Genomic DNA, 12,006 nt, shown 5'->3' with positions numbered 1-12,006 from the left:
CTCATGATGAAGATGCACAACGAATGAGGGAAAGAACACCTCAATTTGTCAGTGCACCTCTTCCCGAGGAGGCTTACGACAATCTGATAGGCAACAATGTAATAGCTAAGCAGGACATCCAACTTGAAAAAGTGAATGAGAATGCGATGCGTAACCTGAAGCTACTGGTACGGCTTTCACCAGAAATTACCCTGGATTTAATTAAGAAACAAGGAAGCCTGTATGCCACCATCAATGAGAATACCGAAACCAGTATGCGTATGATCAATCAAAATGCTACAGATGTGGCCATGTGGCTCATCCGCCAGAAAGGAAATCTGGAATCATACCAGAACGACTTGGAGACCTGTCTCAAAGAGCATTAGTGAACCTTGCCTCTGAAATGGCAAAAAAACAATAGAGCAATGCAGATGACATAATATAAATATCGCATGATTGCGCGCATCACCCTGGAGGCAACATCACCTCTGGCAGTGGGTAGCGGCGAGAAGGACATCATTACGATGGAAATTACTTCGTAACAACATACGAGGTAAAGCAGGAAGAACTGGATGGCTCTGCCACCACAACTCCGGTTACCAACCTGCCACACCATCATGACCGATACCATATGAATAGCATTCATCAATCATCTTTATTGCACCAATTCTATCTCCTACTAATTGTCTCAAATGGCGTCTTGTCAAGATGCTCGATTACTTCATAAAATTCATCATTATTCCACCTTCTAAAATATGATGACTCATGGAACATCGCCCAAAAATTCTTGTCCACCTTAAAAGTCCACACAAAATAGCAAATATAAAAGATGGAACAATAAACAAGTTCAAGAGTCGTGTAAGCAATTACAAGAAGAAACCAAATGGCTTTGTAATCCTTAAATATTTCATAATTTCTTAAATTCTTTTTTGTTCTTTGTTATTGAAATGTGAAAACCATGGGTGGAGTTGATTGAGTCCATCATTAGCTTGAAGTCATTGCCGTGTGTGCATTTCATGTCCTTTCCCTCAACAGCCAACAGATAGTGAATCATCTCATGGCATATGATGTCCTTCATCTCATCCTCTGTAAAGTCATATGAGTCAGTGACCTTTATTATTGGTCTCACTACTTTCTTTCCATCCCTACGGTACCTAAATTCGCCAAACGTATTGCTACTGTGAATTATCTCGAACGAAGGACAAGACAGCTTCCTAGAGAAGGCATCCTTGTTCAATTCTCTAAATATCCTAGGTACGTTGTTTAAATCTGCAATCATATCAAGCAATTCATTTTTGTTTTATAATGCAAAGATACTAAATAAATCTAACTTTACAAAGATATTTAACTTTTTTGTAAAAAATCTTCGAGCAACGTTAAACGCCACTCGAAGATAAATGTGTGCTAATCATGGTAAATGTTCAGTTTCTTCAATGTTGGAGTGACAAAGTCTGCATATTCAATGTAGAACTTCCTCATGGTGTCACATGCATCCATCACCCTTCGCGGCTTCAGCCAAGACTTGAACTACTATATGCAGAGCTTTGAAGAAATGATGTCGGTGTTCACTTATGAGAACTACCAGCAATTGTGGGCACAAACCGAAAGCATCACCAAACTCGTCAATATCCTCAGTGAACATACAGACGAAGAAGTCAGAATGATGGAGATGAAAGAGTATGGAGACAGCAAGTTCGAAAAGAAGAATCCTTTCAACAAGATCCAGGAAAAAGGTACACCAATCCACTCATGGCTTACGGATGAAGACAAGGATAAGATCAGAGACCTTGCACTCAAGGCTAAAGGTGAAAGAGCAGAAAGAGAAGCCCGTAGATCACTCTCTGAGAAATATGCACAAGCCAAGAGCTGTACAGAAGCAAAGGAATACCAAGAGGCAAAGGAACTCTATTACGCAATCATGGACGCACTTCTCAAAAAAGGAATCAACATCCAGGAAGAACGTAAAATCGTTGCCGATATCGATGAACAGATTGCCAAGCAGGAAGAAGAGAAAAAGCAACAAGCAGCACAGGCTGCCCAAGAAGCTAAAGAAAAGGAACTTGCTGCAGGTCTTGGCACCACCCTTGATAAACTCGTAGGAGATGGCGTAAACTTATAGTATCAAGGACTTCAAGGTATGCTTCCAAAAAGTGGAGAAATGGCTGAAAAACTCCAAGGCATCACAGCTCAACGAATACGACAGCAACGCCCTCTACAATACCTCAACCCGCTTGCTACAGGAACCATCCAAGAAGGAAGTGAAGGAACTTGCCAAGCCATTTGACAAAAGTGGAATCTGGAAAAAGCTGACAGGCTTCCTGGGTGAAGACAAGGCCAAGGAACTTTATGATTCCTACCAGAAGTAAGAAAAAGAAGCTTCTGCTTAATGAAATAAGACAGGAGAGGTCCAAATAGGACAGAACAGAACATAAGAATATCAGAATAGTAAAATCAATCCCATACCAAGGCAACCAACCTTGATATGGGATTTTTTCATATAACAGATAACCATACCAATTAACCAAAACAACCAATGAATAACTCATAACCAATCATCCTAATCCTTGTTGTAGTGGACAATGGTCTCGTACATAGAATGCAATTCTGCATTACTTTCAAGAAGAACGAGTCTTAATCCTTGTTGTAGTGGACAATGGTCTCGAACCAATTATGAAAGGTACAAGTAATGAAATTTCACTCAGGTCTTAATCCTTGTTGTAGTGGACAATGATCTCGTACGTGCATGCTTCAGGAGCAACAATGTGCTTCTTTGCCTGGTCATAATCCTTGTTTCAATGGAAGATGGTCTCGTACTCAACTGCAACCGTGTTTTGGCAATGTTGGCGCCGTCTTAATCCTTGTTGTAGTGGACGATGGTCTCGTACTGCTGAAAAAAGGTCAGCGCATTCCAAAGGCAACGTCTTAATCCTTGTTGTAATGGACGATGGTCTCGTACGTAAGACAAGTGTTAAATTCATAACAATTCATTAGTAGTCTTAATCCTTGTTGTAGTGGACGATGGTCTCGTACCGACTCAACAACAATTACTCTTGTCACTCCAAATCTCGTCTTAACCCTTGTTGTAGTGGACGTTGGTCTCGTGCTCTGAGGAGATGTTTGTTCCTCGCAAAGAGTCCATGTCTTAATCCTTGTTGTTGTGGAAGATGGTCTCGTACTTTGGTATAGTCTGTTGCTTGGTGCTACTCTTTCTGTCGTCTTAATCCTTGTTGTTGTGGAAGATGGTCTCGTACTACCCCTGACAACCGCGTACCAAGCGGTGAAGCTCCGTCTTAATCCTTGTTGTTGTGGAAGATGGTCTCGTACCGACACGTCAGATGTCCCGTGAGTTGACGGATGATGAGTCTTAATCCTTATTGTAGTGGACGATAGTCTCGTACATCTTTGGCGGGTTACAAGTGGGAAGGTACGTACAAGTCTTAATCCTTGTTGTAGTGGACGATGGTCTCGTACCGACTCAACAACAATTACTCTTGTCACTCCAAATCTCGTCTTAACCCTTGTTGTAGTGGACGATAGTCTCGTACATCTTTGGCGGGTTACAAGTGGGAAGGTACGTACAAGTCTTAATCCTTGTTGTGATGGAAGACCAACGAATACACCGCACAACACGTTGAGGTCTTAATCCTTGTTGTAGTGGACAATGGTCTCGTACCGAAAGAATTAACGCCAATAAGGCAGATGGCGCTATGTCTTAATCCTTGTTGTAGTGGACGATAGTCTCGTACTTTACGGAATTCTGCTTGTGCATATTTGGAGCAGTACGTCTTAATCCTTATTGTAGTGGACGATGGTCTCGTACAAACCGTTCTACATCAAGTTCCTCACCAAGACCGGACAGTCTTAATCCTTGTTGTAGTGGACGATGGTCTCGTACAATAATGATACTGTTAGCCTTTTATCTTATGCTAATGAGTCTTAATCCTTGTTGTAGTGGACGATGGTCTCGTACTACTTGCTGATTGAAATATTGCTAGAGTGGGTAATGTCTTAATCCTTGTTGTAGTGGACGATGGTCTCGTACTCGACCTTATAAGACATTATTGATTATCAATAAGTTAAAGAACCTCACTAAAGAAATATTCACTTTTCTTAACCGAAAATTAACTATTTCTTAGCGAGTGCAAAGGTACGACTTTTTTTCGAGATATGCAAGCCAATTATTCTTAAATATTCTACCATTTCCTGCTCCAAAATTTAACTCTGTTAACTAAACAGGGAGACAGAAACCTAAAGACAAACGACAAGACCACCCCCAAACCACTATTCTGCACAAACAAACATCAGAAAAAGAAGGCTGCTCCTACCCTAACCATGAATCCTACATATCCATCACTCCCCTCCATTAAAGATTCTAACGACAACAAGAAAAGTGATGAACGAATAATCCTCACCCGAAATAATAAGGTGTAAAAATCAACCTCTAACCAACAAAATCCTAGAAAATCGAGCCAGTGAAATACAATTTCAATATCCCGCTTTATCTTTGCACCCAGAAATCAAAACCATAAACATATGGAGATCGTATTAAATTCATACGGTGCTAAACTTAGCATCAACAATGGAGCTTTCATGCTCAACAATTCAACAGGAAGCCATCGCATACCTGTTAAAGACGTGGATTCCATCTTAGTAGCCAAGAGTGCCGTACTCACATCCGACGCCTTGATACTTGCCATTGAAAATGACATCAGGATCACGTTGGCCGACAAAGGTGGCAACGTAATGGGTTGCGTATGGAGCCACAAATATGGTTCCATCTCCACCATCAGAAAAGGACAGCTGATATTCACGGCATCACAGGATGCTGTGGAATGGATCAAAAAGGTCATCATCCAAAAGATGCAAAACCAACTGGCCCTGCTGCTCATGCTTCAGATAGATACAGGAAAGAAGGAACTCACCGTACAGGAAGCTAGCAACAAAATCAGCAAACTCATCGCAAGGGTGGATTCACTTGAAGGATTCACGGTAAGAGAAATCGCTAATAATCTCAGAGCCTACGAAGGCAATGCCTCCAAGGAATACTTCCAGGCATTGAATCTGTTCATACCAGAGAAATACCGTTTCAAGGAACGCTCACAACATCCGGCTACAGATATTGCCAACGCCATGCTCAACTATGGCTACGGCATCCTGTATGGAAAGATAGAAAATGCACTCATACGCTGCGGCATAGATCCCTATATAGGCATTCTCCACCGGGACGAGTATGGAAGACCCGTACTTTCCTATGACGTGATAGAGCTCTACAGGGTATGGATAGACTATATCGTATATTCCTTGCTGGCCCAGAACATCATAATAGAGGACTACTACTCCACAGATGAAAGAGGAGCAGTATGGCTCGAATCCCTGGGAAGAAGAGTCATGATCCAATCAGTCAATGACTACCTGGCAGAGAATGAATCCATCAAGGGAATAACCAGAAGCAGAGAAACACATATATTTCTCTATATACAAAAATTCGCACAACAATTAAAACACTACTAATATGAAAGAGCAGACTGTATCATTGGGAACCAAGATCGTGGCTGCCAATGAAAAATTGACATCTATCAAAATGATAGACCTATATGAGATGATTGCGCACCCAGAGCCATCACTCAGAAATCAGACAGAAGTCCTGCGCACTATCCAGCGCATGGACAGTACAAAATACAACCAGATGAAAAAATCACTCCCCTACTTCGTCTGTGCCAACTTTGAGCCTAGCTTTAGAAGAAAGGAGAATTTCTCATCTCTGTCTTCATTTGTCCTGGACATAGACCATGTGGACGAGAAGACCATCCAGCTGCATGACCTGAAAGCCAAGCTGACCGAAGACGAGCGCATCGCCATGATGTTCACTTCTCCAAGCGGATGCGGCTTAAAGCTCATCTTCCTGCTCAATAAACCATGCACAGATGAAAACATCTATTCATCATTCTACAAGCAATTCGCATGGGAATTCGCCAAGGAGCATCAGCTAGAAACATTCATTGACCTCAAGACCAATGATGTGACTAGAGCCTGCTTCATTGCTGCAGATGATGATGCCACACTCAACCTGACAGCCATGCCTGTCTGCTGGGAGAACTATGTGAATCTGGAGAGCGTGGATCAGTTCATCAAGGAAGACAAGATGCCAAGCATCAGCCAAGAAAAGCAAGTGCAGGACCTGCAACCCGTAGAAAAGACTCATGACCCTGACCAGGAAACCATGGACAGAATCAAGGAAAGGCTCGAACTCAATAAAAGAAAGAAACTTCCTCAGGAAATTCGCCCCGTGTATGTTCCCCAGGAAATCACCAATATAGTCACCGACTTGAAGCAATCCATAGAGGAAACCGGAGTTGAACTGTATGATACCAGAAACATACAGTATGGTATCAAGCTCATGTTCCGCACCCATCAGCTGAAAGCAGAAATCAACCTGTTCTTTGGCCACAAGGGCTACTCCGTGGTAGAATCACCCAAGAGAGGAACCTCCATGCAGCTCAATGGCATGATGGCACAACTGGTGAATGACTACGTACAGACACTGACCTATAGCTCATGAAAGGAAACCATCTCATAGAAACCAGACTGATTGGCAGTGCCGGTTTATCTGGCGCAAGAACCATCGGTAGAACAACCGGATGCTTGGACGAGCTTCCCACCCTACCCGAAAGAATCAGACAGATACTGAACATCATCTCCTCTGCAGAAAGGAAACCCGGAAATATGATATGCTTCATCATGTATGACATCACCAGCAACAAGGTAAGAACGTTGATTGCAAAATTCCTGCAGGGCAAAGGCTGTACCAGGGTTCAAAAATCCATCTTCATGGCTGACATGCCATCTGACGCATTCCAAGACATAGCCATGAAGCTGACGGATATTCAGAAGATGTATGACAACAACGACAGCATCCTGATTGTCCCTTTGTCTGAGGACTATGCCAGAGCCATGAAGATCATCGGGCAGGAAGTGGATGTTGATCTCATCCTACATTCTAAAAACACCCTGTTTTTCTAGCCCTGCATCATAAAAACCAAGGAAAATGAGCCAGTGAAATATGATTTCACTCTATACCCCTACCTTTGCACCCGAATTTAAAAACAAAGCACTTGCTCCCATTTCAGAAGGAGCATGGCAAGTATAAAAGACAAGGTAAAAATCATAAAAACTAGAGAAAAATGAAATTCATCAACCTCACCCCCCACACCATCACCCTGAATGATGGCAGCAGCTTTCCTACGGAAGGAAACGCAAGAGTAGCAGATACCTATACCAGGTTCAACGGATGCGGCATCTGCAAGGTCAAGCACGGAGAGATCGAAGGTCTCCCGGAACCTAAGGACAATGTCACCTACATCGTTTCCGCCATGGTTCTCGCTGCAGCGAAGGAGAACGGTAGAACAGATGTGGTTGCCCCCGCAACAGGACACCCGGAGTGTAAACGAGAAAACGGCTTCATCACCTCAGTTCCTGGATTCGTCCACTAGACAATGCCACAGGCGCATATAATAAGGTATGGTAGACCCTCTCAACTGACAAAATTAAGGAAAATTGAGTCAGTGAACTATAGTTTCACTAAATTTGCACCCAGAAAAACCAAAGCCGCTATGGTTAAGTAAGTTAGCGACATTAGAGATAATTATAAATTTCAAACATTATGACAATTATCAGTATCATCATCGGATTCATCATCCTACTGGATGTATTGACATTCCTGGTAAAAGCAACAGGCAATGCAAGTAACTTCATGTGGTATCTCTGCCGCCCACTCTGGGGTATCCTCGGCAATGGAGTGTATCAGAACATCTCCATGTTCATCGGACTCCTCATCCGCCTGGCAGAAGTCATTCTGCTCACACACATCGTAGAAAACCTCTTCAGACAGTTAGTAGCATGAGCAAAGTCACCATTCCAAGCAGGGCTTCCTACCAGGTTAGGAACCCTGCATCAGAAGAAAGTCCCTTCCTAGAAGCAGACTGGGCCCCAATCAATGCTCATCAGGTATATCAAGCCTTGAAAAGAATGCAATGCAGAAATCACCAGGCAACATCAGCCTATAAATGCAAAGGTTTAGGAGCCCCATACAAGACAAGCCAGCAACAGGAAAACTGGCTAGGAGCAATCATCAATCATTTCAATCAAAATACAAATATTCAGTTAAAACATATCAAGACTATGTGCAAATTCAACAAATTCAATGGTAAAGTTACCAACTACTACAGCAACATGTATGTCATCGAAGTAGATGACAAGATTATCTACATCCCATTCAGCGTGATGCATAAATTCCCGGCATTTCCACAATCCATGATGGAAGATGGTCACCTCAAGATCGGTGTAACAGTCATCATGGTGAAAAAAGACGAGAAGACATACTACCCTGACCATGAAACCTACGGAGTCAACAACAATCAGGAACATAAGCTGAACATCGATGGTACTTACCTGCTCAAGGATGCCAAACCATACAAGCAAACCAACAGCCTTTCAGAAATGATGGCTCAATTCAACACTCTGATACTTTCCCTCCCGGAAAACCAGAGACTGGAGACATTGAATATCATTGCTGCAAGCAACATGACGGAGGAGCAGAAGATAGAGAAGCTTACATCCATGGTTGACTTTCCATTGGACTTTGTAGAGTCACAGACACTGGAGAAGAAGGCAAGCCTGTTCTATGCACCAGGTACCCCTAAGGATAGCAATGCACAGATCAAGGAAATCGTAGAGTCAATCGTTGCCATGTGCAACAGCGAGGAGCAGAAACCATGCCGTCTCATCGTAGGAGTGAATGACAAGACCAACAAGACTTGCAAACTCCAGGATGAAATTGCCACCATCTATCCACAGATGACCAATCTTGACCAGTTCCAAAACACGATGCTGGTCCCATTCATCAAGTCATATACCTACGACAATGCCATTCTCATGTCTTCGCTCAAATACAACTGGTACAACTACAATGGTGACCTGATCCTCATCATTGACATCAACTACCACGGAGACCCCATCATCTGCAAAGGTGGCAGACTCCCCTACCGATGCGACTCAGCCAAAATGGTTGCAGAAGGAGTGGACCTGGTAAACATGGTCAAGAAGCTGACAAGAAATGCCGCATAACATCAAAGGAGGACAGCCCCCAAAAGGCAGTCCTATGATAATCAGATGAAAAAGAAGATTCCAGAAAAGATCATTTGGAAAAGAAGATGGCAAAACTGATGGAGAAGCCTTTGTGACAAATGGTGCATCAGAAATCGATTGTACCATCTTCATACACGGAAGCAGGCATTTGATACAATCCACAGATAAAAAGTACCAAGGCATGCATATTTATGTCTACTTTTGCACTCAAGAAATCCCTTATTATAAAAGGTGAATATTGAACTTTAATATGAATTTGAACATAAAATAACTGAAACATGAAAATGCTATATGATTTAGTGGCAGGCATCATTTCTATGATTGCCAAAAGCCTGGGAGTTTCATATGCTACTGCCAATGTGGCATGGAGCTTATACCTACAGGGACTGGTGTGTATCCTATCCTGCCTCTTGCTTCTCATTCCCATGAGGAAGAGATACAAGCAATTCGGCCTGGATGTGTTCACCATATCAGGAACAGCCTCCATTCTTGGATATGCATACCTGATATTCGCCAACTGGTTCAATTTCATCAGCCCATTCATTGGGCAGAGTTTTCAGACTCAGCATAAAGCACTCATCAACTATACGAAGATGACGGGGATGCAATGGCACATGAGTTACCAGAGTGTTTATATCATCTTCTTTGTTTTCTTAGGAGTAGCAATAATAGGAATGAACATCATTCTGCTAGTATGGTTCAACCGACTAGCCAAGAAGACCAGCGTTGATCTGATGAGCTTTCCTGCATTAAAATAACCAAACATACAAAAAAAGAATATATGACTAAGAAATGTATTATATCTGTATTGCTCGTGGTGGCTTGGGCATTCTTTGCCTCTCTGTTTTACAAGACCATCATGCTGATGCTGCTCTTCCTTGTATGGAAGAAGCACATCTTTGAGATGCTCCCACCATGGGCAAAGAAATGGGGAATACGTCCTTATTGGATGCTCTTCTTCGTATGCCTGTGGATGGCAATGCCCCGCTATCTCATCGATTCAAGTGACAGGGTGAGACTCGTTTATCTGGATAAGAATGGGGATACTAAGCATCCACCGCTTACCCAGTATCTCATCAACACCTTGATTCCAGAGGAAGAGATTGTGAACTTTGGCATTAGAAACCTGATGATTGCCCGACCTGTAATCAGCATGATGGGCGTTGGAGGTACCCTTATAGCACAGGCCAATCAGGATATTGCCAATGGTAAGATTCATAACTTCTTTACTCCGTATGACAACCTCGGAAAGGATAACCCGATGTCTGGAATCTATGTACAGGTCTTCAACGAGGTTTTCAGAACCAATGACAGAGCAGTGTATATCTGCGAACCTAAGGGAGATGAGAATGTAAGATGGAGCAAGGAGAATGGATTCAAATATCCGCTGGTGGTATTCTGTCATGGATATCTGGGCAACTGGCAACTCTATCAGGGTATCTGGAAGGACCTGGACAATAGCATCGTGCTGAGCATCGGTACACGCAGCATGAATGGCATCTTCACAAATCGTGATATCAATGAGATTTTCAGCTATTACATACCTTCCCTGGAACGAATGGGCTACCACATCGACCATCGTCAGATTCACCTGATGGGTCTTTCGAATGGAGGAAGTGCGGTGATTGCTGCCATGCACTCATCCCATGCCAAGGATTTCAAGAGTTTTACATCCGTCTCCTGCAATCTTGAAGGATTGAGGAAGGTGCCATGTAGCGTGAACCTGATTGGAGGTGGTGAGGACAACTCTTCACTTCTGATGCCAAGCCAGGCCAGCAGACTCAGCAAGATGGGAGTCCATACAGGGCTGTACTTTGTTCCAGAAGAAAACCATTATGTTTTGGTAAACAGGCGCAATGAGATTATCGAGTTGATCAAACAGGAGATGAATCTGACATGCGTCAGGGAATAGAAATTTCTATATCTTTAGATTACACATCAGTTGATCATGAAGAAGTTTTTTATCATATTGGGAATACTGACTCTGCTTGTCATCGGTGTCCTTTTCGTACCACCTATTTATAAAAGGTTCACGAAACCGTTTTTAAAGAATACGGTGGATGCTAAAGAGTGGTATCATCAGGTGGATTGTGAGAACCTGACGCAAGTAAGAGACTATTGCGACAGACGGGGATACAGTACGGATTATTATATCCTGGTGGATTTCTCCAAACCATCTGGCAAGAAGAGGTTCTTTATCTATGACTTGCAGCGTGGCAAAAGAGTAATGAGCAGCTATTGCATGCACGGAAGCTGTAAAGGAAATACGGCTGCCCAACCAAAGTTCAGCAATAACCCGAGAAGTGGATGTACGAGTCTTGGAAGATATGTCATGATTGGAAAAGGTGGAATGAAGTTCAAGAACTGCATTCGCCTTCGAGGTCTCGACAAGAGCAATTATCTGGCAGAAGCCCGTGGCATCCTGATCCATTCTGCAGGCAAGGTGACAAGATTCTCCGGCGAGAAGGAGTATATTCCGCTGGGAACAGAGAGCCGTGGCTGCTTTACTGTATCAAGAAGCTGCGTGGAGAAAGTGATACAGATATACAAGGAATCTTCCAGAAGAAGGCCAATTTTGATTTACGCAAAATACAAATAAAAAGAATATTCTATGAAGAAGTTATTGCTGTTTATAGTTGGAATCTCAATCCTGTTTTTAGCAGGTTGTTACAATGGAAATCAGAGACATGGCAATGAAATCATGGGAGACAGCCTCCCCGCTGATCCTCCATTGGGTTATGTCATAGAGTTAAAGCCTTTGGGAAATTTCTCACAGCAGGAGGCAGAACAGTTGAGAGAAGAACTCGTGAAGCAATTGGGTATCATTCTCTATACGAAACCAAAGGCTTGGGTAGAGGCATCTGTATTTGTTGGAGACAAGAA

Annotated in this window: 14 protein-coding genes and 1 CRISPR repeat array; of the genes, 13 read left to right on the top strand and 1 reads right to left on the bottom strand. The window is 42.8% G+C overall.

The features are described 5' to 3' along the window. Positions 1-23 precede the first annotated feature (23 nt). Positions 24-365: a hypothetical protein gene (locus tag AAAT87_RS11495; protein ID WP_287623528.1), complete on the top strand. Its 342-nt coding sequence runs from the start codon at positions 24-26 to the stop codon at positions 363-365. Between the two features lie 521 nt (positions 366-886). Here the strand turns inward: AAAT87_RS11495 and AAAT87_RS11490 are convergent. After that, on the bottom strand, positions 887-1,258 hold the full coding sequence (locus AAAT87_RS11490; RefSeq protein WP_287623527.1) for a SprT-like domain-containing protein: 372 nt from the start codon (positions 1,256-1,258) through the stop codon (positions 887-889). 198 nt (positions 1,259-1,456) lie between these two features. Between AAAT87_RS11490 and AAAT87_RS11485 the strand changes: the two genes are divergently transcribed. The 12 genes from AAAT87_RS11485 to AAAT87_RS11430 form a co-directional block, all read left to right on the top strand. Beyond that, a complete protein-coding gene (locus AAAT87_RS11485) occupies positions 1,457-2,098 on the top strand; it encodes a hypothetical protein (protein WP_287623526.1) in 642 nt (213 codons plus the stop codon). A gap of 31 nt (positions 2,099-2,129) precedes the next feature. Then, positions 2,130-2,345, top strand: a complete 216-nt coding sequence (locus AAAT87_RS11480; RefSeq protein ID WP_349226491.1) for a hypothetical protein — start codon at positions 2,130-2,132, stop codon at positions 2,343-2,345. Positions 2,346-2,826: 481 nt separating this feature from the next. Beyond that, positions 2,827-4,008: direct repeats of the CRISPR family, unit length 24 nt; unit sequence GTCTTAATCCTTGTTGTAGTGGAC. A gap of 504 nt (positions 4,009-4,512) precedes the next feature. Then, entirely contained in the window at positions 4,513-5,490 is a 978-nt protein-coding gene (gene cas1, locus AAAT87_RS11475; RefSeq protein WP_349226490.1) for a CRISPR-associated endonuclease Cas1, read from the top strand. A gap of 1 nt (position 5,491) precedes the next feature. Beyond that, the gene (locus tag AAAT87_RS11470; RefSeq protein WP_349226489.1) at positions 5,492-6,538 is read left to right on the top strand and encodes a CRISPR-associated primase-polymerase type B; all 1,047 of its coding nucleotides are present in this window, start codon (positions 5,492-5,494) and stop codon (positions 6,536-6,538) included. Next, the gene (cas2, locus tag AAAT87_RS11465) at positions 6,535-6,999 is read left to right on the top strand and encodes a CRISPR-associated endonuclease Cas2 (protein ID WP_349226488.1); all 465 of its coding nucleotides are present in this window, start codon (positions 6,535-6,537) and stop codon (positions 6,997-6,999) included. The genes AAAT87_RS11470 and cas2 overlap by 4 nt, the downstream gene beginning before the upstream one ends. 161 nt (positions 7,000-7,160) lie before the next feature. Next, the gene (locus AAAT87_RS11460; RefSeq protein ID WP_349226487.1) at positions 7,161-7,469 is read left to right on the top strand and encodes a hypothetical protein; all 309 of its coding nucleotides are present in this window, start codon (positions 7,161-7,163) and stop codon (positions 7,467-7,469) included. 170 nt (positions 7,470-7,639) lie between these two features. Further along, positions 7,640-7,879: a hypothetical protein gene (locus AAAT87_RS11455; protein WP_287624131.1), complete on the top strand. Its 240-nt coding sequence runs from the start codon at positions 7,640-7,642 to the stop codon at positions 7,877-7,879. A gap of 278 nt (positions 7,880-8,157) precedes the next feature. Beyond that, entirely contained in the window at positions 8,158-9,102 is a 945-nt protein-coding gene (locus AAAT87_RS11450) for a hypothetical protein (protein WP_349226486.1), read from the top strand. A gap of 305 nt (positions 9,103-9,407) precedes the next feature. Continuing rightward, complete coding sequence (locus AAAT87_RS11445) at positions 9,408-9,881, top strand: hypothetical protein (protein WP_349226485.1); 474 nt, start codon at positions 9,408-9,410, stop codon at positions 9,879-9,881. Between the two features lie 23 nt (positions 9,882-9,904). Further along, positions 9,905-11,035 carry a hypothetical protein gene (locus tag AAAT87_RS11440; protein WP_349226484.1) on the top strand — a complete coding sequence of 377 codons (1,131 nt, stop codon included), beginning with the start codon at positions 9,905-9,907 and terminating at the stop codon, positions 11,033-11,035. A gap of 36 nt (positions 11,036-11,071) precedes the next feature. Continuing rightward, positions 11,072-11,722, top strand: coding sequence for a murein L,D-transpeptidase catalytic domain-containing protein (locus AAAT87_RS11435; protein WP_349226483.1), 651 nt, complete (start codon positions 11,072-11,074; stop codon positions 11,720-11,722). Between the two features lie 12 nt (positions 11,723-11,734). Then, positions 11,735-12,006, top strand: a 272-nt coding sequence (locus AAAT87_RS11430) for a hypothetical protein (RefSeq protein ID WP_349226482.1), incomplete at its 3' end; no start/stop codon positions are given.

It is taken from the genome of Segatella sinensis, assembly GCF_040095255.1.
Lineage (GTDB): Bacteria > Bacteroidota > Bacteroidia > Bacteroidales > Bacteroidaceae > Prevotella > Prevotella sinensis.
The sequence above is the reverse complement of the archived record's forward strand: the minus strand, read 5'-3'. Positions and strand labels throughout refer to the sequence as shown.